We start from the raw sequence: 21,301 nt of genomic DNA on the forward strand, positions 1-21,301 counted from the left end.
CTGCCGAAGCCGTTGCCGGGGATGACGCGCGACGGCGGTCGTGCGATAAGATCATGATGCTTGACGAAGCCGACCAATATTCCGAGCCCGAAGCCCCGCTCGACATGCTCGAATCCTATTTCCTCGCGCACGGCTGGCCGTGCGAGCGGAACGAGGATGAGATCACCGCGACGGTAAAGGGTAGCTGGACCGAATATGAACTTCGCGCGCTGTGGCGCGAGGACGATGGCGTGGTGCAATTGCTGACCTTCCCGGACGTGAAGGTCGCCGAGGGACGGCGCGGCAAGATCTACGAGACGCTGGGTCTCATCAACGAGCAATTGTGGCTCGGCCATTTCGAGATGTGGTCGTCGAGCGGCATCCTGCTCTATCGTTGCGCGACCGCGATCGAGACGCGTGAAGGTGAGGCGACGATGTCGCTGGCGACCGCCGAGCTGCTGATCGACTCGGCGATCGATGAGTGCGAACGCTTCTATCCCGTGTTCCAGTTCGTGCTGTGGGGCGGTAAGTCGCCAACCGAGGCGATCGCCGCGGCGATGGTAGAGACACAGGGCGAGGCCTGAGGCGCGGATGCGACTTTGGATGATCGGCTGCGGCAACATGGCCTCGGCGATGTTGCGGCGCTGGCTTGAGAGCGGTGTGGTCGCGGCGGCGGATGTCGATGTCGTGAACAGGCACGATCGCGCGCTGCCCGGCGACGTCCGTCAGGCGCGGACTCTGCCCGACGGCCCGCCGCCCGATGTGGTTGTGCTTGGGATCAAGCCGCAGCAGCTCGACGAGGTGGCCGCGGTGCATCGCGAGCGGGTACGCGGTGCGCCGCTGCTGGTGTCGATGCTTGCCGGCCCCGATCCCGCACGCCTGTCCGCCGCTTTTCCCGGCCCGATCGCCATCCAGACGATGCCCAATTTGCCGGTTGAGCTGGGGAGGGGGGTCGTCGCGATTCATGCGCCTGACGCGCCGGCGGATTCCCACGCGACGGTCGACCGGTTGATGGCGCCGCTGGGTCTGGTCGAATGGTTCGACGACGCTGCACGCTTCGCCGCTGCCGGTGCGCTATCAGGGTGCGGCCCCGCGTTCCTGTTCCGATTCGTCGATGCGATGGCCGCAGGCGGCGTCGCGATCGGGCTCGACTCGGCGCAGGCAGCGGCGGTGGCGCTGGCGACGGTTGAAGGCGCGGCGGCGATGGTGGCGGCGAGCGATCGCAGCCCCGGCGTGCTGGCCGATGCGGTGGCGAGCCCCGGCGGGATGACCCGCGCGGGTCTCAACGTCCTCGACGAGGCGGAGGGACTTGTCCCGCTGCTCGAACGCACGCTCACCGCCTCCGCGAAGCGCGGTGCGGAGATGGCGAGAGGGTAAGGCCTTTCGCTGCTTCGCCAGCGCGTTTCGAAGCGACGAAAGCAGGATCTTGAACCATCGTCGCGTCGCTGCGCTTGCAGTGACGAGCGATGGGTGGTGAACTAGCTACCCGCGCAGCGCCTCGACTCGCGCGATCTCGTCTTCGGGAATCAGCCCCTCCAGCACCGCCCAGAATCCGGTCACCGCCCCCTGTCCAGCGCGCGAATAGGCCGCCGAGAGTTTCTCGCGCAGCGCTTCGTACAGGCTGCCCTCCAGCTCGGCGCCCGCCGGGGTAAGCCGCAGCAGTCGCTGCCGCCGGTCGCGATCGCCGGCACGCGTCTCGACCAGCCCGCGCTCCATCAATTCGTTGAGCACGCGTCCCAGGGATTGCTTGGTGATTGCCAGCAACGCCAGCAGGTCGCTGACCGGCATGTCGGGCTTGCGCGCGATAAAATAGAGCGCACGATGGTGCGCCCGCCCCAGTCCCTGCCGCGAAAGGCCGCGATCGATCGACCGCGTGATGTGCGCGTTGCCGAAATACAGCAGCTCCAGGCCGCGACGAATCTCGGTTTCGCGCAGGAAAAGCGGCGAGGCGGAATGCGTTGAGGCAGCCATGTTGACCCGCTTTGCCATCCGCCCTAGGCCGCTGCAACCCCGGCGCGTCGACCAACGGTCGCGTGCCTGCGATCTCTGGAGGTCTTGTGAACTTCGCGTTCGAACCGCATCCGTCGCCCGTTTCCGCCAATGAGCGCGCCGCGCGGCTGGTCGATCCCGGCTTCGGGCGCGTGTTCACCGATCACATGGCGGTGCTCCATTATTCGGAGGGGCGCGGCTGGCACGACGGCCGGATTTCGCAGCGGATGCCGCTGACGATGGATCCGGCTTCCTCGGTACTCCATTACGCGCAGGAGATTTTCGAAGGGCTGAAGGCCTATCGGCTTGAGGACGGCGGGCTGGCGCTGTTTCGTCCCGAGGCGAATGCCCGCCGCTTCAACGCCTCGGCACGACGGATGGCGATGCCTGATCTGCCCGAGGAGCTGTTCCTCGAGTCGGTCGAGCAGCTGGTGCTGACCGAGCGTGAGTGGATGCCGAGCGTCGAGGGCGGCTCGCTCTACCTGCGCCCGTTCATGATCGCGTCGGAGGCGTTTCTGGGCGTCAAGCCGTCCGCCGAATATCTCTACATGGTGCTCGCCTCGTCGGTCGGCGCCTATTGGAAGGGCGGCGCGCGCGCCGTGTCGCTGTGGGTGAGCCACGACTATACCCGCGCGGCACCGGGCGGCACCGGGGCGGCCAAATGTGGCGGCAACTATGCCACTAGTTTGATCGCGCAGCAGGAGGCGATCCGCCGCGGCTATGATCAGGTGGTGTTCCTCGACGCCGCCGAGCGGCGCTGGATCGAGGAGCTGGGCGGCATGAACATCTTCTTCGTCTTCGAGGACGGCTCGCTTCGTACCCCGCCGCTGACCGGTACGATCCTGCCGGGCATCACCCGTGACTCGATCCTGCACATCGCGCGTGACCAGGGGCTTGCGGTGCAAGAGGAGCCCTATGCGATCGAGGAATGGCGGGCTGACGCGGCGAGTGGCCGGCTGGTCGAGAGCTTCGCCTGCGGCACCGCCGCGGTGGTGACGCCGATCGGGCGTGTCGCGGGGCCAGACTATGAATTTACGATCGGCAGCGGCGGCACCGGCCAGCTCACCGCGCATTTCCTCGAGCGGCTGAGCGCGATCCAGCGGGGCCGTGCCGAAGATTCGCACGGCTGGCTGCATCGTATCGGTTGAGCTTTCCCGCGCGCCCCGCTAAGGCGCGCGGCTCATTGGGGCGTCGCCAAGCGGTAAGGCACCGGTTTTTGGTACCGGCATTCGCAGGTTCGAATCCTGCCGCCCCAGCCAGTTTAAGAAAACCGCCCAAAGTCACCGCTTTGCGAGGAGTTCATGCGGTGGTGTGGGGCAGCTTTATTGAGCGATTCGCGCTCGGGTGAGCCGGCTTCGACACAGCGGTCAGGCGTTCCGTGATTGGCTCAATGTGCTCGGCACTTTTGGCGGCTTAGCCGTCGCAGTGGTCTCCCTTTGGACCACGGCGCGCATCTCCGGTCTGGAGGATTACCTGCGGTCTGAGATCGGCCGTCGGAATAGCGAACTTACCGCACTCACTGTTCGGAGCGAACGCGCGCAAGCAATGGCGGAGAGGCGTGCTGAAGCGCTAAGCGGCTTACAATCCTCCGCTGACCCCCTAACCGCATCACTAGCATTGCCTCAAGCCAGGATGGAGGAAGCTAGGGTCAGGACTCGTTGATCACAGCCAGAAGATGACGGTGGCAGCGAGTGCGACCGCGGAGAAGAAGGCGGTCGGGCAGCGATCGTAGCGGGTGGCGACGCGACGCCAGTCCTTGAGGCGTCCGAACATGATCTCGATGCGGCTACGTCGTCGATAGCGGCGCTTGTCGTATCTGACCGGCACGTTGCGCGATCGGCGACCGGGAATGCAGGGCTGGATGCCCTTGGCCTGGAGAGCATCCCTGAACCAGTCGGCGTCATAGCCGCGATCGCCGAGCAGCCAATTCGCTTTCGGCAGGTCGTCGAGCAGCGCTGCCGCGCCGGTGTAGTCGCTCACCTGTCCGGCGGTCATGAAGAAGCTCAACGTGCGGTCGTTCGCATCGTCAACGGCATGGAGCTTGGTGTTCATGCCGCCCTTGGCGCGCCCGATCAGGCGGCCGAGATCCCCTTTTTTACCCGCAGGCTCGATGCCGTGCGGTGCGCCTTGAGGTAGGTCGCATCGATCATCACGGTCTGTGGCTCGGCATCTGCCGCAGCAAGCCCTTCCATCATCCGCGTGAACACGCCCGCGTCGCCCCAGCGCTTCCAGCGGTTGTACAGCGTCTTAAGCGGGCCGTAGGCGCTGGTTGCATCACGCCAGCGCAGCCCGTTACGGTTGACGAACACAATGCCGCTCAGCACCCGCCGATCGTCAACCCGAGGCCTGCCGTGGCTCTTGGGAAAGAACGGCCGCAGCCGCTCCATCTGCTCATCCGTCAACCAAAACAGGTCGCTCATTCTGGTCTCCTTGCGGAGCCTGAATCAGATCACGACGCTCACATCAATGGGTCCTGACCCTAGTGCAGCTGTCCAGCGGGTTCGGACAATCGCGGACAAGACGCGGGTCGGCAGACCTATCTCTTGATGCGGTGAACGAGTGTCCGACGTTGGTGAACAGAAAAGGGAGCTTGAACGTCCGGCAGTGGGTCATTCTGCTTGTGCGGCGACAAACGCCAACGGAGCGCAACAATCAGCGCAACAATCGCGATGAATCATTGCTAGCGTCGGTCAAAATCAGAGGGCGATCCCCGCCGAAGGGGCGGTGTGCAGCCGTTCGATGTCTTGGCGCGGCGGTGCGCCGAACAGGCGGCGATATTCGCGGCTGAACTGCGACGGGCTTTCATAGCCAACCGCGAAGCCCGCCGTGCCCGCCGTAGCGCCGCCGACCAGCATCAGCCGGCGCGCTTCCTGCAGGCGCAACTGCTTTTGATATTCGAGCGGGGTCATGCGCGTGATCGCCTTGAAATGCGCATGAAGCGAGGAGGGGCTCATGCCCGCCTCGGCGGCGACCTCTTCGATGCGGATCGGCGCGTCGAACCGGCGACGGATCACGGCGATGGCGCGGCTGATCTGGTTGAGGTGACTACCTGCTGTCACGAGGTGGCGAAGCATCGGTCCGTGCGGCCCCGTGAGCAGTCGGTAGAGGATTTCCCGCTCGATCAGGGGCGCCAGGGCGCGGATCGTGTCCGGCCGGTCAAGCAGTCCGACCAGCCGGCATGCGGCGTCGATCAGGTAGGGGTCGCTGGGATAGACGCCTAGGACCGGCAGGTCGGTGTGCGGCACAACGCCGCCCTCCGCCACCATCAGGTCGGACAGCATTGCGGGATCGAGGTAGATCTTGCAGCAGAGATACGGGCGGTCGGGGCTGGCATCGATCACGTGGCCGACCAGCGGGAGGTCGACGGAGACTAGGAGATAATGCGCGGCGTCGTAGACGAGGCTATGGTCGCCGATCGAGACGCGCTTCGATCCCTGGGCAATCAGGCAAAGCGATGCCTCGTAGACAGCCGGCGTCGGGGTGCTCGGTTGATCCGCCCGGATCAGTGACACATGCGGCATTGCGGTCATGCAAATGCCTGATCCGGCGACATGACGATCGATGACAGCAGCAAGTTCGGTGATCCGGTCCATGCCGATCGTCATCCGTCAGCCCGTCGACATGCGCAAGCGGGCAGAGCTGGTTCTGGAGGATCGTGCAAAGCGTTTGGACGATCGCTCTACCGCTGGTTGAAGCCGCGGCGCCATCTTGCCGGCTGTCACTTCAAGGTAAGGAAAGCATCATGACAGCGAGCATCGACAAGGTCGTCCTCATCACGGGCGCGTCGAGCGGGATCGGCGAGGCCACGGCGCGCGAACTGGCAGCGACCGGCGCGCGCCTCTTCATCGGCGCGCGTCGCGCAGAACGGTTGCAGGCACTGGCCGAGGAACTGGGCGAGACCGTCGCGTGGCGCACGCTCGACGTGACGGACGGGGCCGACTTCGACGCCTTCGTGGAGGCCGCCGAAGCGCGGTTTGGGCGGGTCGACGTGCTGGTCAATAATGCCGGCGTGATGCCGCTGTCGCCACTCGCCGCGCTGAAGCGGGATGAGTGGAAGCGGATGGTCGACGTCAATATCCACGGCGTTCTCAACGGCATCGCCGCCGTGTTGCCCCGGTTCGTGGCGCAGAAGTCCGGACATATCATCAACGTCGCCTCGGTCGCCGCGCACATGGTGATGCCCACCGCGGCGGTCTATTGCGGGACCAAGCATGCGGTGCGGGCCATCACCGAGGGGTTGCGGCAGGAGCATGACGAGATTCGGTCGACGCTGATCTCACCAGGCGTGGTCGCCACCGAACTGGGCCACGACATCACCGATCCCGACGTCGCAACGGCTCTGACGGGGTGGCGAAAGAAGGCGCTGACCCCGGATGCGATCGCGCGGGCGATCCGCTATGCGCTGGAGCAGCACGAGAGCGTCGACATCAACGAGGTCATAGTCCGCCCGACCGCGGCGGACATGTAAAGCCATCGGCGTGCTGGCTCTTGCGGCCGGCACGCCAGTGCTATCCCTTAGGCCGTCGCGCCGCCATCGATGTTGAGCGTGGTGCCGGTAATATAGCTCGCATCCGGTCCGGCGAGGAACGCGACGGCACCCGCGATTTCCTCGACCTTGCCATAGCGGCCGAGCGGGATCGCTTGCAGAACCTGCCCCGCGAATTCGCTGTCGGCGGGGTTCATGTCGGTGTCGATCGGCCCCGGCTGGACGGTGTTGACCAGGATATTGCGCGGCGCGAGGTCCTTGGCCCAGCCGCGTGCCAGCGCCGCGACGGCTGCCTTAGTCGCGCTGTAGACCGTGGTCGCGGGGAAGGCCATTTCGCCCGAGATGCTGCCGATCAGGATGATGCGGCCGCCGTCGCGAAGATGCGGCAGCGCGGCGCGGGTGCCGACGTGCAGGCCCTTCACATTGACGCCGAACTGGCGGTCGTAGGTCTCGTCCGTATCCTCGGTGACGGCGGAGAATTCGGCCACCCCGGCATTGTGGACGAGGATGTCGATCCCACCCAGGGCAGCGGCGGCCTGTTCGACGCCCGCGCGTTGCGAGGCGGGATCGGCGGCGTTGGCCTGGAAGGCGAAGGCGGTGCCGCCCGCGCTCTCGATCGCCGCCACGGTGGCGTCGGCCGCCGCCTTGTTGCCGGCATAGGTGATCGCCACGGTCGCGCCGTCGACCGCCAGCCGCTTGGCGATCGCCGCTCCGATGCCGCGCGATCCGCCGGTGACGAGCGCTGTCTTGCCCTGAATCGACATATATATTCTCCAGAAATACTGGCCCGCGATCACGGCATCGTGCGCTGTCGGCAGGCGGAAGATGGAGTGATGCTTCAACAGTTCAATAATCCCGAACTATTAAATTTAGTGTCGTCCCCTATATCTGGCGCATGGCCCGCTTCACCCATCCCCGGCTGGAAGACGTTCCGCTCGATCTGGCGCTGCATGCGCTGGCCGATCCAAATCGGCTGGCCATGGTGGCGCGGCTCGCCGCGACCGAGCGGCTGAGCTGCACCGAGGCCGCGCCCTGCGAGTCCATTCCGAAAAGCACCCTGTCCAACCACTTGAAGCTGCTGCGCGGGGCGGGGCTGATCGAGACGACGCAAGCCGGGCGCGAGATGATCAACACGCTGCGCCGCGCCGAATTCGACCGGCGCTTTCCCGGCCTGCTCGACGCGGTGCTGGCCAACCGATCGGCCTGATTACCCGCCGATCGCATTGAGTTCGGCCACTGCATCCTCGGGCAGCGTCAGCGATGCCGCGGCGAGATTCTCGTGGAGGTGCGCCACCGACGAGGTGCCCGGGATCAGCAGGATGTTGGGCGAGCGCTGGAGCAGCCAGGCGAGCGCCACCTGCATCGGCGTGGCCTTGAGCCGCGCGGCTACGTCGGAGAGCGCCGCCGACTGGAGCGGGCTGAACCCGCCAAGCGGGAAGAAGGGGACATAGGCGATACCCTCCGCCGCCAGCGCGTCGATAAAGGCATCGTCGTCGCGGTGGGCGAGGTTGTATTGGTTTTGGACGCCAATGATCTCGGCGATGTCGCGGGCTTCCTCGAACTGTGTCGGCGTCACGTTGCTCAGCCCGATATGGCGCACCAGCCCCTGCCGCTGGAGATCCGCCACCGCCTTGAGCGGCGCCGCGAGTGATCCCTCGGCGGGGCCGTGGACATCGAACATCAGGCGCAGGTTGACGACGTCGAGCGTCTCCAACCCAAGGTTCGTCAGATTGTCCTCGACCGCGCGGGCCAGCTCGTCCGCCGCGAACGCGGGCAGCCAGGATGCATCGTCCCCGCGCCGCGCGCCGATCTTGGTCACGATCAGCAGGTCGTCGGGGTAAGGGGACAGCGCTTCGTGGATCAGCCGATTGGTGACGTGCGGGCCATAAAAGTCGCTGGTGTCGATGTGGTTGACGCCAGCCTCGATAGCCGCGCGAAGCACGGCGAGCGCCGCATCATGGTCCCGCGGCGGGCCAAACACGCGGGGTCCGGCGAGCTGCATCGCGCCATAGCCAAGCTGCTTCACGGCGCGTCCGGCGAAGGAATAGGTGCCTGCCTGATCGATCGTCATCGTCATTCTCCTCGTGCTGGCCCCGAGATACGGCTTGCGGATCATCACGATAAGCCGGAGTGATCCGCACGGGCTGTACGGAAAACCGAACGATGAAGGCGGACCTTGCCGATCTTAACGCACTCCTGGCGGTCGCGCAGGCGCGCGGCTTCCGCGATGCGGCGCGCACCGTCGGGTCGAGCGCCTCGACGCTTAGCGAAGCGGTGCGGCGACTGGAAGCGCGGCTGGGCGTCCGCCTGCTCCATCGCACCACGCGCAGCGTCGTACCGACCGAGGCGGGGACGCGGCTGATCGAGCGATTGGCGCCAGCCCTCGGCGAGGTGGAAGCGGCGCTCGACGTTGTGAACCTGTTCCGCGACCGGCCGGCGGGCACGCTCAAGCTCAATGTGCCGGTCAGCGCGGCGCGATTGGTGCTGCCGGCGATCCTCCCCGGCTTTCTCGCCGCCTATCCCGATATTCAGGTTGAGATCATGGCCGAGGACATCCTCGTTGATATGGTCGCGTCAGGCTGCGATGCCGGCATCCGCTATGACGAGCGGCTGGAGCAGGACATGATCGCTGTGCCGATCGGCCCGCGCATCCAACGATTCGCGACGGCGGCGGCACCAGCCTATCTCAAAGCACGCGGGCGCCTGGACCATCCGCGCGATCTGCTCGACCACGCCTGCCTGCGCGGCCGCTTCACGAGCGGCGTGCTGACCAGCCCCTGGGAATTTGAGCGCGACGGCGAGATCGTCCGGATCGAGCCGCAGGGCCCATTGATCGCCAGCGTCGCCGGTGCGGTGGACCTGCTAGTCGATGTCGCGGCGGCGGGCGGCGGCATCATCCACCTGTTCGAGGATTGGCTCGCGCCGGCGCTGGCGAGTGGCGCTTTGGAACCGGTGCTGCCGGATTGGTGGCAGTCCTTCTCCGGCCCGTTCCTCTATTATTCGGACCGTCGGCTGGTGCCCCCGCCGCTGCGCGCATTCATCGACTTCATCCGCGGCTAGAGCATCGCGAGCGGTTCGGGACCGTGTGGGGGCGGAAACAGGTCGTCGAGACGTCGGAGTTCGGCTTCGGACAGTGTGAGGTCCAGCGCCGCCCGGTTGTCTCGAACATGGGCGACCGATCCGGCCTTGGGGATCGGCAGGACGCCGTCCCGTGCCAGAAGCCAGGCAAGGGCGAGCTGCGCGGGTGTAACGTCGCGGTTCCCGGCCATGGCAGCAAGCCCGGGATGCGCCAACAGGCCACCCTGTTCGACCGGGCTATAGGCCATGACCGGCATGCGATGCTGCGCAAGCCACGGGATCAGGTCATATTCCGGACCGCGTCGGGTCAAATTGTAGAGGATCTGGTCGGTCTGGCACCCCTCGTCACTGCTGGAGACGAGTTCTTCCATGTCGTCGGTGTCGAGATTGCTGACGCCCCAGCGCAGGATCTTGCCCGCCGCGACCAGTCGCTCCATCGCCTCGACCGTTTCAGCCAGCGGCACGTTGCCCCGCCAGTGCAGCAGGTAGAGGTCGAGCCGGTCGGTGCCGAGGCGGTCGAGACTCGCCTCGCAGGCGCGGGACAATCGATCGCGTGAGGCATTCTGGGGGTAGGCCTTGCTGACGAGGAACACCTCGTCGCGCACGCTCGCGATCGCCTCGCCGACGAGGCGTTCGGACTCCCCATCGGCATACATCTCGGCGGTATCGATGAGGGTCAGGCCGAGCGACAGCCCTTCGCGCAGCGCGGCGATCTCGTCCGATCGGCGGGCAGGGTCTTCCGCCATCATCCAGGTGCCTTGGCCGAGCGCGGGGACGGTCGTGCCGTCTGCGAAGCGGATCGTTTTCATGCGGCGGTCAACGGCCGACATGGCGTATCGGACCAAGGGCTGGCCGGAGACGTTGGTCCGCTGGAGACAGGAAGGCGCGGGGCGACATGCGGCTGTACGGCACACCGGGTTGGGGATCGGCGATCGTGGAGGCGATGCTCGCGCTGGTCGGCGCGCCCTACGACATCGTCGATGTCGAGGGCTTCGATCGTCCGGGTGCGGCCCACGACAGGCTCGCCGCCGTCAATCCGTTGCGACAGGTTCCCACCCTCGTGCTGGACGACGGCGAGGTGCTGACCGAGACCGCCGCGATCGCGCTGTGGCTGGCGGATCGGCATGCGGAGCTGGCGCCGGCACCCGGAACGGTCGAGCATCGCCGCTTCCTGCGCCTGCTGATCTGGATCGTGGCGAACGTCTATCCGACCTTCACCTACGGCGATTACCCGGAGCGCTGGACGCCCTCTGCGCAGAACGAACTTGTCGCCGCCACCAGTGCCTATCGCGAGCGCCTCTACCGATGGCTCGAGGATCAGGTAGTCGGACCCTATCTGCTGGGCGAGCAACCGTGTGCCCTGGATTGCTACGCGGCGGTGATGATCGACTGGCGTCCGCGCCGCGAATGGTTCGCCAAGAACACACCACGGCTGTTCGCCGCCGCCCGGCTGACGCGGCGGGACCCGAGGTTGGCGACCGTGATGAAGCGCAACAGGCTGGCCATTGACTGACACTAGTTGTTGGTCGCCCGACTATACGAACAGGTTTCCTTTAAGCGCCTATAAAGCCCGGCTAAATCACGATTGAAAACTGTGCCAATGCATTGTAGCAATGGTGTGTGCAGGCGGTACCTGCGCGCTAGTGGGATCAAGTACTTAGCGAGCAGCTTTGCTGGGATGGGAATCCTGCCGCCCCAGCCATCTGCCTAGATTATGACCTAGCCTGTACGCGGGGCGTTGCCATTTGCGGTTGCACGCCCGATGAACTCGGCAATCGCCGTCGGAACGGGCACAGCATTTCAGAGCTTCGCGCAAGGACGCGAACACCTTTGCCTTTGACGGTTCAGGCCGCCGCGCCGCTCATTGCCACGACGTGAGGCTGAGTACGATCATCGCGCCGGGCAAAAAGCCCAACTCCGATCGCGTGTCAGTCTTGCCGTCGCGGGAGCGTCGGGCCAAAAAGCTGGATACTAATAAGCGATTGATTAAGAGATGTAACAGGTGAGGGGCGGCGATCGTCGCATCTGGAAGGATAGTGATGACGGTTGTGCGTTTCGCCCTGATGGTCGCGGTATCGGCTTCGCTTACGATCCCGGCGACGGCCTTTGCCGCCGAAGAGGCGCCAGTCGTTGTCACCGCGTCAGGGCCCGTACGCGGCGCTGTCGCTGACGGGGTGAACCAGTGGCTCGGCATACCGTTCGCCGCGCCGCCGGTCGGTGCCCATCGCTGGCGGGCACCACAGCCCGTCGCACGCTGGTCGGGCGTGCGCGATGCGACGCGGTACGGCCACGACTGTGCACAGCAACCATTTCCCAGCGATGCGGCACCGCTCGGCACCGATCCGTCGGAAGACTGTCTGGTCGTGAACGTCTGGCGGCCGCAGGCGGCGCGCGCCCGATTGCCCGTCATCGTCTGGATCTATGGCGGCGGGTTCGTAAACGGCGGATCATCGGCCAAGACATACGCCGGCGCGCATCTTGCGCGGCAAGGGGTAATGGTCGTCAGCTTCAATTACCGGGTCGGGCGGCTCGGGACGTTTGTCCATCCGGCGCTCGATCGTGAGGCGGGGGCACCGACCAGCGGCAACTTCGGCTACATGGATCAACTGGCCGCGCTGCGCTGGGTGCGTGCCAATGCCGCAGTCTTCGGGGGCGACCCGCAGAACGTGACGATCGTCGGCGAAAGCGCCGGGGGCATGTCGGTCAACACCCTCGTGACCTCGCCCGTGACGAAGGGCCTGTTCCAACGCGCCGTCATCATGTCGGGCGGTGATGGTGAATCCGGCCCCGCCGATCGCGGCGCCGCCGAACAGGCCAGCCTGGCCTTCGCGGCATCGCGGGGGATTCGGCCTGACGATCCGCAGGCCGCAGCCAAATTGCGGGCGCTCACGACCGATCAGGTGGTCGATGGCCTGAACATGCGTGCGCTGTTTTCGGGTGGAAGCGCGCCGCGCTCCTTTGCCAGCCCGTATGCCGACGGCCAGATATCGTTCCCCGTCGCCACCACGTACCGGAGCGGGCGGTTCCCGCACGTTCCCATCATGATCGGTGCCACGAGCGCCGATATCGGCGGCCCGGACGGCATGATGATCGGCGGAGCCCGCAAACTTGCCGGCATGATCGCGGCGGCGGGGGCGCCGACCTATTATTATCGCTTCTCCTACGTCGCGAATTCGGTGCCGGCGGGCGGTGGTGCAGGCCATGCCACAGATATCCCGTTCTTCTTCGATACCCAGCGCGTCAAATACGGCGCCGCGACAACCGCCCGCGACGATGCCATAGGGCGGGCCATCAGTGCGTATCTGGTCAATTTCGCCACGTCGGGAGATCCGAACGGCGACGGACTGCCGATTTGGAGGCGATACGATCAAAAGACCGCGATGATGATGGACTTCACGGTCGACGGGACGGCGTCACAGCGGGCCGATGCGCCGGGTCAGTGACATGCGTGTGGCCTGATGACGGCCGCAGCGATCGGAGGTCGATCGTTGCGGCGTCATCGGGCCGTCCCGCGCTAACCGGCTTGACGTCTTTGGAGCGCGTGCTGGCTCTTGGCTAACGCGTTCAGCGGCGGACGACACGTGAATGGTCGAGGAGCCGATCGACGGACGGTGCATTTTATCGCGCAGGACGGGACAGCTGTCCGACCATGGAGCGAATTGGGCCATCTGCGGCGTCCGGTTCACGCACTGCCATTCCGGCGATGCTGCGCATCACTCGAGCATCGTCGCGTCTGTTTGTAGCCGAAGCTGCCTTACCAAATGGCGAGGCGGTGATCGGCGCAGCAGCAAAAATGACGATGTGGGCCGCTGACAGTCCTGGTAAGTCACCATCTTGCGACCGTTCCGTCTCGACTTGCCAAGATGTGCGGCTGCCATCTCGATAATAACTGGTCAGGCCGATTTTTGGGGAGTAGCGTCAGGCGAGGGAGAGAGAGATGAGGCTTCGGACCGGGTCGACCGCGCTGGCCATGCTGGTGGCGACGCCAGCCATCGCGCAAGCTGATCGTTCTTTGGTGCCGCTGGCACAGGGCTGGGAATTCAGCCGTGGCGATGCGACGCTCGACGAGGTCAGCCACGCGCCGGACCGTAAGTGGGAAAAGGTTGCCATTCCCCATAGCTGGAACCGCGTCGGCTATTACGTTCCAAACCCGCAAGATCATATAAATCGCGCCGACACGATCGACAAATATCAGGGGGTCAGCTGGTACCGCCTGACCTTCACGCCGGCGGCTGACTTCGACAAGCGACGCGCGTGGTTGCAGTTCGATGCGGCCAGCCGCACCGCCGAGGTATGGCTCAACGGGCAGCGGCTGGGTGTGCACCGCGGTGGCTTTTCGCGGTTCCGTCTCGACGCGAGCAGCGCGCTGCGCGCCGGTCAGTCCAATGTGCTGCTCGTCAAGGTCGACAACACGCAGCCCGACTTGGGCAGCTCGACCGCCGACGTCCTCCCGCTCGCCGGCGATTTCTTCGTTCATGGTGGCTTGTATCGTCCCGTCAGCCTGATCGGCACCGCCGCCATGCACATCGACATGCTCGATGCGGGTGGAAGCGGCATCTTGGCAACGACGCGCTCGATCGATGGGGCACAAGCGAAGATCGACGTGCGGGTGCGGACCCGCAACGACGGGCAGCGCAAGCAGGCCGGGCAGATTGTCGTGCGGCTGGTCGATGCGAGCGGCAAGACGGTCGCAACCGACGCGCGTCCGGTGACGCTGAACGGTGGCGGTGCGGCCGAGACGACGCAGCGGCTCACGATCGCGAATCCGCACCTGTGGAACGGTGTCGCCGATCCCTATCTGCACCGCCTTGTCGTCGAGATCGCGTCAACGTCGGGCGCGGTGTTCGATCGGGTCGAACAGCCGTTCGGCATCCGTACGATGCGCGCCGATCCGGTGCGTGGCTTCCTGCTCAACGGCCGGCCCTTGCACCTGCACGGCGTCGGCTATCATCAGGATCGCGAGGGCAGGGGCTGGGCCACCACGCCCGCCGAGATCGAACAGGATGTCGCGATAATGCGCGACATGGGGGTCAACTCGGTCCGGCTCACGCATTACCAGCATGGGCAAACGATCCACGATCTCGCCGATCGCTACGGCTTCGTCCTGTGGGACGAGATCCCGCTGGTATCGAAATGGACGCAGGGCGAAGCGATGGCCGCGAGCCCGGCGCTGCGCGAGAATGCGCGGCAGCAATTGCGCGAGCTGATCCGGCAGAACGGCAATCATCCGTCGGTGGCGAGCTGGGGCATCGCGAACGAGGTCGATTTCGGCAAGTCGATCCCGGCTTTCATCACCGCCAGGAGTGGGGAGGCCCCTGATCCGCTGCCGCTGCTGCGGGAGCTCGATATGGTCGCCAAGGCGGAAGATCCGTCACGGCCAACCGCGCTCGCCACTTGTTGCGAGCGCGACATCGGACCGACGTCGGCGGTGCCGATCACCGCGGTTGCTGCCGACCTTGGTGGCGCGAACCGCTATTTCGGCTGGTATTTCGGTACGCCCGCCGACCTTGGGCCGCACCTCGACGAACTTCATGCCAGGCGCCCTGCACAGCCGTTGTCGGTGACCGAATATGGCGCGGGCGGGGCGACGACGATCCACACCGACAACCCGCTGGGCGGGCGTGTCGATCAGCGCGGGCGCAACCAGCCCGAGGAATATGAGAGCTACATCCACGAACAGGCCTGGCAGACGCTCGCCGCGAAGCCATATCTGTGGGGTACATGGCTGTGGAACTCGTTCGACTTTGCCACGACCGTGCGTCGCGAGGGTGACGGGATCGACATCAACACCAAGGGCCTGGTCACCTACGATCGCAAGATCCGGAAGGACGTCTCTCATTTCTACAAGGCGAACTGGAACGCCGCGCCGACGGTGCACGTGAACGGCAGTCGCTATACTGACCGTGCCTATCCGGCCACCGACGTGCGGGTCTATTCGAATGCCCCGCGCACCGAATTGCGAGTCAATGACCGCCTCGTCGGCACAATGTCGGCCTGTCCGCAAATGACGTGCGTCTGGCCGAAGGTGGCGCTGAGCGCGGGGGCCAACCGGGTCGTCGCGCGCGGCCTTTTTCCGGACGGCGCGCAGGAAGACACGGCGATCTGGCAACTGGCGCCCGAGGCGCTCCGCGCGATCCGCATCGACAGTGGCGCGCTGGTCGCTGCCGATGCGGCCGGCAAGCGATACGGCTCCGACGATTTTTTCGACGGTGGCAGGGCGGGGCAGGTCAATGCCTGGTCGGGCTATGGCCCGCGCCCTGCGCCGAAGGTCGTCGCTGGCACGAGCGAAGGCGAGGTGGTCGGGACGTACCGCGAAGGGCGCTTCTCGTACGACGTGCCGGTCGCCAATGGACGCTATTCGGTCGCGTTGACCTTCGTGGAACCATCGTTGACGGCGGGAGCGCGCCGCTTTGACGTGCTTGCAAACGGCAAGCGTGTCCTGCCGGCGCTCGACGTCGCGGCGGCGGCAGGCGGACCGCTGAAGGCGGTGACGCGCCGCATCCCGATCCAGGTTTCGGACGGCCGGCTGCGGCTGGCATTCGTGCCGGTGCAAGGGGACGCGATCGTGTCGGGTATCGAGATCACGCGATGACCCGTCGCGCTTGCAGTGGCGTCACGCACGTCGCCGCGCGTCGGACGAACAAAACAGGAAGGTCAGTAACGTGTTGATGACGCAGACGATGCGGTGGTTCGGGCCGAACGATCCGGTCCAGCTGCATCATATTCGGCAGGCGGGCGCGACGGGGATCGTCACCGCGCTCCACGAAGTTCCGAACGGCACGCTCTGGACCCGCGAGGCGATCGCCGCACGGAAGGCAGAGATCGAGGCGGCGGGGCTCGACTGGCGCGTGGTGGAGAGCCTGCCCGTCGACGAAGGGATCAAGACACGTTCCCCTCACTGGGATCGGCTGATCGATCATTATCGTCAGTCGCTCATCAACCTCGCTGCGTGCGGGATCGAGGTCGTGACGTACAATTTCATGCCGCTGCTGGATTGGACGCGCACCGATCTGGCGTGGGAACTACCCGACGGCACCCGCGCGCTGCGGTTCGAGGCGATCGCTGTCGCGGCCTATGACCTGTTCGTCCTGCGCCGACCGGGCGCGGCGGAAAGCTATGACGCGGCGACGCAGGCGGCGGCGGAGGCACGCTACGCGACGATGGACGAAGCGGCGCGCGCGGTGCTGGAGCGTACGATCATCGCCGGCCTTCCGGGAAGCGAGGAGGGCTTTACTTCGGCTCAGTTCCTCGCTGCGATCGGCACCTACGCCGGAATCGACGCGGCCAAGCTACGCGACCATCATGTCGCCTTCCTGGAGGCGGTCTGCCCGTTGGCGGACGATCTGGGCCTTCGTCTGGTCGTGCATCCCGACGATCCACCATTTCCTATTTTCGGGCTGCCGCGCATCGTCAGCACCGAGGCGGACGTTGCCGACCTGTTCGCCCGCGTTCCCAACCGCTCGAACGGTCTGTGCATGTGCACCGGGTCGTTCGGGGTGCGCGCCGATAATGACCTGCCCGGAATGGTCGACCGGCTGGGCAGCCGAATCGGTTTTCTCCACCTGCGCTCGGTCCAGCGCGAACCGGAGGGCGCGTTCCACGAGGCGGAGCATCTGGGTGGTGATGCCGACATGGCTGCGGTCGTCGCGGCAGTGCACCGTCTGTCGCTGCGGGAGCGCCGCAGCATCCCGATGCGTCCCGATCACGGGCACCAGATGCTCGACGATCTCCACCGGAAAACCAACCCCGGCTATTCCTTGCTTGGCCGGATGCGCGGGCTGGCCGAATTGCGAGGGCTTGAACGCGGCATCGCCTTCACCGGTGGTATGGAAGGGCGCGCCGCGGACTAGCGTGGCGACGCCGATCGCGGTCGGCGTTTCCGCTGCCGGGCGAGCGTGCCGCCCGCCCGCCCGCACCGGCCATGGTCGTTTAGTCGATCACTGACAGGCGAGGCACTCGTCGTAGTCGGTTGTCTCGCCAATCGAGAATTTCGGCGTGGCGATCGTGTTGTCGGCCTCGACGCCGCCCGATCCTTCCGACCCCGCGAAGCCGGCGCGCTGCACCGACTTGGAGCGGAGATAATAGAGCGACTTGATCCCCAGCTCCCACGCGCGGAAGTGGAGCATCAGCAGATCCCACTTCTCGACGTCGGCCGGAATGAACAGGTTCAGCGACTGCGCCTGATCGATGTACGGCGTACGGTCACCGGCGAGTTCGAGCAGCCAGCGCTGGTCGATTTCGAACGAGGTCTTGTAGCAGTCCTTTTCCTCCTGCGAGAGAAAGTCGAGGTGCTGCACCGATCCGCCGTGTTCGAGGATCGAGTTCCACACCGCCTCGGCGTTCTTGCTCTTTTCGCTGAGCAGCTTTTCCAGATACGGGTTCTTGACCGCGAAGCTGCCCGACAGCGTCTTGTGGGTGTAGATATTGGCCGGGATCGGCTCGATGCACGCGCTGGTACCGCCGCAGATGATCGAGATCGACGCGGTCGGCGCGATCGCCATCTTGCAGCTGAACCGCTCCATCACGCCGACGTCGGCGGCGTCGGGGCACGGCCCACGCTCGTGCGCGAGCACCATCGACGCCTCGTTCACTTGCGCGTTGATCTGCTTGAACATGCGCAGATTCCAGCTCTTAGCCATCGCGCCCTCGAACGGCAGCCCGCGCGCTTGCAGGAATGAGTGGAAGCCCATCACGCCCAGGCCCACCGAACGCTCGCGCGCCGCGCTATAGGCCGCGCGCTCCATGCCGGGTTCGTGGCGGTCGATATAATCCTGCAGGACGTTGTCGAGGAAGCGCATCACGTCCTCGACGAAGCCCTTCTCGTCCTTCCACTGGTCCCACGTCTCGAGATTGAGCGACGACAGGCAGCAGACCGCGGTCCGGTCGTTGCCGAGATGGTCGGTACCGGTCGGCAGCGTGATCTCGCTGCACAGGTTCGAGGTCGAGACCTTGAGACCCAGCTCGCGGTGATGCTTGGGCATCGTCGAGTTCACATGGTCGGCAAAGACGATGTACGGCTCGCCGGTGGCGAGGCGGGTCTCGACCAGCTTCTGGAACAGCGCGCGCGCGTCAACGGTCGCGCGGACCGAACCGTCCTTGGGCGACTTGAGGTGCCATTCGGCGCCGTCGCGCACCGCTTCCATGAAGGCGTCGGGGATCAGCACGCCGTGGTGGAGGTTCAGCGCCTTGCGGTTGAAATCGCCCGACGGTTTGCGGATTTCGAGGAATTCCTCGATCTCCGGGTGCGAGATGTCGAGATAGCAGGCCGCCGAGCCGCGGCGCAGCGAACCCTGGCTGATCGCGAGCGTCAGCGAATCCATGACGCGGACGAACGGGATGATTCCGCTGGTCTTGCCGTTGAGCCCGACCGGCTCGCCGATCCCGCGGACGTTGCCCCAATAGGTGCCGATCCCGCCGCCGCGCGAGGCGAGCCAGACGTTCTCGTTCCACGTCTTGACGATGCCGTCGAGGCTGTCGGGAACCGAGTTGAGATAGCAGGAGATCGGCAGCCCGCGCCCGGTGCCGCCGTTCGACAGCACGGGGGTCGCCGGCATGAACCACAATTTCGAGATGTAATCGTACAGCCGCTGCGCATGTGCCTGATCGTCGGCATAGGCGCTGGCGACACGAACGAAGAGGTCCTGATAGCTCTCGCCGGGCAGGAGGTAGCGGTCCTTGAGCGTCTCCTTGCCGAAATCGGTCAGCAGCGCATCGCGGCTGTGGTCGACGTCGAGCGGAAAGGGCGCGGTGCGCGCGCCATGCTTGGCGATCGCCTGCTCGGTCGCGGACGCATCGGCTGTCGCCGTCGCCGTCATTGCTTCGATCATATCTGCGCTCATCGCCTCGGCGTCCGTGGTCGTGAAGTTCATGCTCTCGCCCGCCTGTCAGTGTGCGATCCGTCTGGATCGGCTATTCGAAACCTTGAAGCCGGGCAGGTCGCCGGTGGGGAGCGGGTACCGCTTCTTTACCACGGATAGCGCCGTTGCCCGGCCGCTACCTCTACAGATTGTGGCAGATGCAGCGCTTGTGCAACACCTGCGCAGCGGTCGTGCGGCTGCTCCATGGCTGCGACGCGCGGACTTCCGCCGTTTCCAGAAAGCGCAAGCGGACAAATTTTTTTTCGCCCCGCGCGGCGCGCGGCATATCGAATCGTGGCGCTGTTGCCGCGCGACGAGCGCGCTTATAGAGCGTCGCCATGACGATTGTGATCCGTACCGCCGACCTGATCGAGAGCGTCGCCGACGCGCTCCAGTTCATCAGCTACTATCACCCGATGGATTATATCCGCGCGCTGGGCACCGCCTATGAGGCGGAGCAATCGCCCGCCGCCAAGGATGCGATCGCGCAGATCCTGACCAATAGCCGGATGTGTGCGGAAGGGCATCGCCCGATCTGCCAGGACACCGGGATCGTCAACGTCTTCGTCAAATGGGGCATGGACTGCCGGCTCGACGACAACAGCCGCTCGATGCAGGAAGTCGTCGATGAGGGCGTGCGGCGCGCGTACCTGCACCCGGAGAACAAGCTGCGCGCCTCGGTGCTCGCCGACCCGGCGTTCACGCGTCGCAACACCAAGGACAATACGCCGTGCGTGCTGCACGTCGAGATGGTGCCGGGCAGTACGGTATCGGTCGATGTCGCGGCCAAGGGCGGCGGCAGCGAGAACAAGTCGAAGTTCAAGATGATGAACCCCAGCGACTCGATCGTCGACTGGGTGGTCGAGATGTTGCCGCAGATGGGCGCCGGCTGGTGCCCGCCGGGGATGCTCGGCATCGGCATCGGCGGCACCGCCGAACATTGCGTGCTGCTCGCCAAGCAGGCGCTGATGGAGCCGATCGACATGGGTCCGCTCAAGGCGCGCGGACCGCGGAACGATATCGAGGCGCTGCGCATCGAGATCTTCGACAAGGTCAATGCGCTCGGCATCGGTGCGCAGGGACTGGGCGGACTATCGACGATCCTCGACGTCAAGATCAAGGACGCGCCGTGCCATGCCGCGGGCAAGCCGGTGGCGATGATCCCGAATTGCGCCGCGACCCGCCACGCGCATTTCACGCTCGACGGTTCGGGGCCGGCGTTCCTCGAGGCGCCGAAGCTGGCGGAATGGCCGGACGTCAACTGGACCCCCGACAAGGCCGCGATCCGCGTCGATCTCGACACGCTGACGCCCGAGGTGGTGCAGTCGTGGAAGCAGGGTGACCGGCTGCTGCTTAACGGCAAGATGCTGACCGGCCGCGACGCCGCGCACAAGCGGATCGCCGACATGCTGGCGAAGGGCGAGGAACTGCCGGTCGAGTTCAAGGGCCGCGTGATTTATTATGTCGGGCCGGTCGATCCGGTCGGTGAGGAAGTGGTGGGGCCGGCGGGTCCGACCACCGCGACGCGGATGGACAAGTTCACGCGGATGATGCTCGATCAGGGCCTGCTCGCGATGGTCGGCAAGGCCGAGCGCGGGCCAGCTGCGACCGACGCGATCCGTGATGCGAAGAGCGCCTATCTGATGGCGGTCGGCGGCGCGGCCTATCTGGTCGCGCGCGCGATCAAGGGCAGCAAGGTCGTCGGGTTCGCGGATCTCGGGATGGAGGCGATCTACGAGTTCGAGGTGTCCGACTTCCCGGTGACGGTGGCGGTCGATGCCGAGGGCAACAACGTCCACCAGCTCGCGCCGCTGGTGTGGCGCGAGAAGATCGCGCGTGAGGGATTGCTGGTGCCCGCCAACTGACGTCACCGCGGACTTGATCCGCGGTCCCGCTTTCTGCCGTCGCGTGG

At 65.7% G+C, this 21,301-nt stretch carries 18 protein-coding genes and 1 tRNA gene; 12 read left to right on the forward strand and 7 right to left on the reverse strand.

Annotation, left to right across the window (positions count from 1 at the left end; all coding sequences use genetic code 11):
* Positions 1-53 precede the first annotated feature (53 nt).
* Both ACI2JO_RS09415 and ACI2JO_RS09420 read left to right on the forward strand, forming a co-directional pair.
* Positions 54-563 (forward strand): YbjN domain-containing protein, encoded by a 510-nt coding sequence (locus ACI2JO_RS09415; protein ID WP_404720446.1) that lies wholly within the window; start codon positions 54-56, stop codon positions 561-563.
* 7 nt (positions 564-570) lie between these two features.
* Positions 571-1,356: a pyrroline-5-carboxylate reductase family protein gene (locus ACI2JO_RS09420; protein ID WP_404720447.1), complete on the forward strand. Its 786-nt coding sequence runs from the start codon at positions 571-573 to the stop codon at positions 1,354-1,356.
* A gap of 105 nt (positions 1,357-1,461) precedes the next feature.
* Here ACI2JO_RS09420 and ACI2JO_RS09425 read toward each other — a convergent pair whose 3' ends face one another.
* On the reverse strand, positions 1,462-1,950 hold the full coding sequence (locus ACI2JO_RS09425; protein ID WP_404720448.1) for a MarR family transcriptional regulator: 489 nt from the start codon (positions 1,948-1,950) through the stop codon (positions 1,462-1,464).
* Positions 1,951-2,012: 62 nt separating this feature from the next.
* On the opposite strand from ACI2JO_RS09425, the gene ACI2JO_RS09430 reads away from it, so the two are divergent.
* Both ACI2JO_RS09430 and ACI2JO_RS09435 read left to right on the forward strand, forming a co-directional pair.
* Positions 2,013-3,116, forward strand: a complete 1,104-nt coding sequence (locus ACI2JO_RS09430; RefSeq protein WP_404720449.1) for a branched-chain amino acid aminotransferase — start codon at positions 2,013-2,015, stop codon at positions 3,114-3,116.
* Positions 3,117-3,152: 36 nt separating this feature from the next.
* A tRNA-Gln gene (locus ACI2JO_RS09435) sits at positions 3,153-3,227 on the forward strand.
* A gap of 403 nt (positions 3,228-3,630) precedes the next feature.
* On the opposite strand, the gene ACI2JO_RS09440 is transcribed toward ACI2JO_RS09435, so the two are convergent.
* A protein-coding gene (locus ACI2JO_RS09440; protein WP_404720450.1) for an IS5 family transposase occupies positions 3,631-4,388 on the reverse strand; the annotation gives its coding sequence in 2 pieces (ribosomal slippage) (positions 3,631-4,055 and positions 4,055-4,388; 759 coding nt in all).
* 276 nt (positions 4,389-4,664) lie between these two features.
* Positions 4,665-5,561 carry an AraC family transcriptional regulator N-terminal domain-containing protein gene (locus tag ACI2JO_RS09445; protein ID WP_404720857.1) on the reverse strand — a complete coding sequence of 299 codons (897 nt, stop codon included), beginning with the start codon at positions 5,559-5,561 and terminating at the stop codon, positions 4,665-4,667.
* 149 nt (positions 5,562-5,710) lie between these two features.
* Here ACI2JO_RS09445 and ACI2JO_RS09450 point away from each other — a divergent pair, with 149 nt between their 5' ends.
* Positions 5,711-6,436 carry an SDR family oxidoreductase gene (locus ACI2JO_RS09450; protein WP_404720451.1) on the forward strand — a complete coding sequence of 242 codons (726 nt, stop codon included), beginning with the start codon at positions 5,711-5,713 and terminating at the stop codon, positions 6,434-6,436.
* A 47-nt stretch (positions 6,437-6,483) separates the two neighbouring features.
* Here ACI2JO_RS09450 and ACI2JO_RS09455 read toward each other — a convergent pair whose 3' ends face one another.
* Positions 6,484-7,218, reverse strand: a complete 735-nt coding sequence (locus tag ACI2JO_RS09455; protein WP_404720858.1) for an SDR family oxidoreductase — start codon at positions 7,216-7,218, stop codon at positions 6,484-6,486.
* 131 nt (positions 7,219-7,349) lie between these two features.
* Between ACI2JO_RS09455 and ACI2JO_RS09460 the strand changes: the two genes are divergently transcribed.
* On the forward strand, positions 7,350-7,661 hold the full coding sequence (locus ACI2JO_RS09460) for an ArsR/SmtB family transcription factor (protein ID WP_404720452.1): 312 nt from the start codon (positions 7,350-7,352) through the stop codon (positions 7,659-7,661).
* Here the strand turns inward: ACI2JO_RS09460 and ACI2JO_RS09465 are convergent, their stop codons facing one another.
* Complete coding sequence (locus ACI2JO_RS09465; RefSeq protein WP_404720453.1) at positions 7,662-8,525, reverse strand: aldo/keto reductase family oxidoreductase; 864 nt, start codon at positions 8,523-8,525, stop codon at positions 7,662-7,664.
* Between the two features lie 92 nt (positions 8,526-8,617).
* Between ACI2JO_RS09465 and ACI2JO_RS09470 the strand changes: the two genes are divergently transcribed.
* Positions 8,618-9,514, forward strand: coding sequence for a LysR family transcriptional regulator (locus tag ACI2JO_RS09470; protein ID WP_404720454.1), 897 nt, complete (start codon positions 8,618-8,620; stop codon positions 9,512-9,514).
* On the opposite strand, the gene ACI2JO_RS09475 is transcribed toward ACI2JO_RS09470, so the two are convergent.
* Positions 9,511-10,341 carry an aldo/keto reductase gene (locus ACI2JO_RS09475; protein ID WP_404720455.1) on the reverse strand — a complete coding sequence of 277 codons (831 nt, stop codon included), beginning with the start codon at positions 10,339-10,341 and terminating at the stop codon, positions 9,511-9,513. The two genes, ACI2JO_RS09470 and ACI2JO_RS09475, sit on opposite strands and share 4 nt — an antisense overlap.
* An 86-nt stretch (positions 10,342-10,427) precedes the next feature.
* Between ACI2JO_RS09475 and ACI2JO_RS09480 the strand changes: the two genes are divergently transcribed.
* The 4 genes from ACI2JO_RS09480 (at position 10,428) to uxuA (ending at position 17,382) form a co-directional block, all read left to right on the forward strand.
* Positions 10,428-11,045, forward strand: coding sequence for a glutathione S-transferase family protein (locus tag ACI2JO_RS09480; protein WP_404720456.1), 618 nt, complete (start codon positions 10,428-10,430; stop codon positions 11,043-11,045).
* 526 nt (positions 11,046-11,571) lie between these two features.
* Positions 11,572-12,975 carry a carboxylesterase/lipase family protein gene (locus tag ACI2JO_RS09485; RefSeq protein WP_404720457.1) on the forward strand — a complete coding sequence of 468 codons (1,404 nt, stop codon included), beginning with the start codon at positions 11,572-11,574 and terminating at the stop codon, positions 12,973-12,975.
* Positions 12,976-13,469: 494 nt separating this feature from the next.
* Positions 13,470-16,124, forward strand: coding sequence for a glycoside hydrolase family 2 TIM barrel-domain containing protein (locus ACI2JO_RS09490; RefSeq protein ID WP_404720458.1), 2,655 nt, complete (start codon positions 13,470-13,472; stop codon positions 16,122-16,124).
* Positions 16,125-16,200: 76 nt separating this feature from the next.
* Positions 16,201-17,382 (forward strand): mannonate dehydratase, encoded by a 1,182-nt coding sequence (uxuA, locus tag ACI2JO_RS09495; RefSeq protein WP_404720459.1) that lies wholly within the window; start codon positions 16,201-16,203, stop codon positions 17,380-17,382.
* Positions 17,383-17,469: 87 nt separating this feature from the next.
* Here uxuA and ACI2JO_RS09500 read toward each other — a convergent pair whose 3' ends face one another.
* Positions 17,470-19,401, reverse strand: a complete 1,932-nt coding sequence (locus ACI2JO_RS09500) for a ribonucleoside-diphosphate reductase subunit alpha (RefSeq protein WP_404720460.1) — start codon at positions 19,399-19,401, stop codon at positions 17,470-17,472.
* Between the two features lie 326 nt (positions 19,402-19,727).
* Between ACI2JO_RS09500 and ACI2JO_RS09505 the strand changes: the two genes are divergently transcribed.
* On the forward strand, positions 19,728-21,254 hold the full coding sequence (locus tag ACI2JO_RS09505; protein ID WP_404720461.1) for a fumarate hydratase: 1,527 nt from the start codon (positions 19,728-19,730) through the stop codon (positions 21,252-21,254).
* The last annotated feature ends 47 nt before the right edge of the window (positions 21,255-21,301 follow it).

Origin of the sequence: Sphingomonas sp. NPDC079357 (genome assembly GCF_044901155.1) — a bacterium.
GTDB lineage: Bacteria > Pseudomonadota > Alphaproteobacteria > Sphingomonadales > Sphingomonadaceae > Sphingomonas.

Excerpts from the sequence above, each read along its gene's own strand:
- ACI2JO_RS09415 (WP_404720446.1), top strand. The coding sequence starts at position 54 with ATGATGCTTGACGAAGCCGACCAATATTCCGAGCCCGAAGCCCCGCTC.
- ACI2JO_RS09470 (WP_404720454.1), top strand. The coding sequence starts at position 8,618 with ATGAAGGCGGACCTTGCCGATCTTAACGCACTCCTGGCGGTCGCGCAG.
- ACI2JO_RS09490 (WP_404720458.1), top strand. The coding sequence starts at position 13,470 with ATGAGGCTTCGGACCGGGTCGACCGCGCTGGCCATGCTGGTGGCGACG.
- ACI2JO_RS09460 (WP_404720452.1), top strand. The coding sequence starts at position 7,350 with ATGGCCCGCTTCACCCATCCCCGGCTGGAAGACGTTCCGCTCGATCTG.
- ACI2JO_RS09445 (WP_404720857.1), bottom strand. The coding sequence starts at position 5,561 with ATGGACCGGATCACCGAACTTGCTGCTGTCATCGATCGTCATGTCGCC.
- ACI2JO_RS09420 (WP_404720447.1), top strand. The coding sequence starts at position 571 with ATGCGACTTTGGATGATCGGCTGCGGCAACATGGCCTCGGCGATGTTG.
- ACI2JO_RS09505 (WP_404720461.1), top strand. The coding sequence starts at position 19,728 with ATGACGATTGTGATCCGTACCGCCGACCTGATCGAGAGCGTCGCCGAC.
- ACI2JO_RS09480 (WP_404720456.1), top strand. The coding sequence starts at position 10,428 with ATGCGGCTGTACGGCACACCGGGTTGGGGATCGGCGATCGTGGAGGCG.
- ACI2JO_RS09455 (WP_404720858.1), bottom strand. The coding sequence starts at position 7,218 with ATGTCGATTCAGGGCAAGACAGCGCTCGTCACCGGCGGATCGCGCGGC.
- ACI2JO_RS09500 (WP_404720460.1), bottom strand. The coding sequence starts at position 19,401 with ATGAACTTCACGACCACGGACGCCGAGGCGATGAGCGCAGATATGATC.
- ACI2JO_RS09465 (WP_404720453.1), bottom strand. The coding sequence starts at position 8,525 with ATGACGATCGATCAGGCAGGCACCTATTCCTTCGCCGGACGCGCCGTG.
- ACI2JO_RS09475 (WP_404720455.1), bottom strand. The coding sequence starts at position 10,341 with ATGAAAACGATCCGCTTCGCAGACGGCACGACCGTCCCCGCGCTCGGC.
- uxuA (WP_404720459.1), top strand. The coding sequence starts at position 16,201 with ATGACGCAGACGATGCGGTGGTTCGGGCCGAACGATCCGGTCCAGCTG.
- ACI2JO_RS09425 (WP_404720448.1), bottom strand. The coding sequence starts at position 1,950 with ATGGCTGCCTCAACGCATTCCGCCTCGCCGCTTTTCCTGCGCGAAACC.
- ACI2JO_RS09450 (WP_404720451.1), top strand. The coding sequence starts at position 5,711 with ATGACAGCGAGCATCGACAAGGTCGTCCTCATCACGGGCGCGTCGAGC.
- ACI2JO_RS09485 (WP_404720457.1), top strand. The coding sequence starts at position 11,572 with ATGACGGTTGTGCGTTTCGCCCTGATGGTCGCGGTATCGGCTTCGCTT.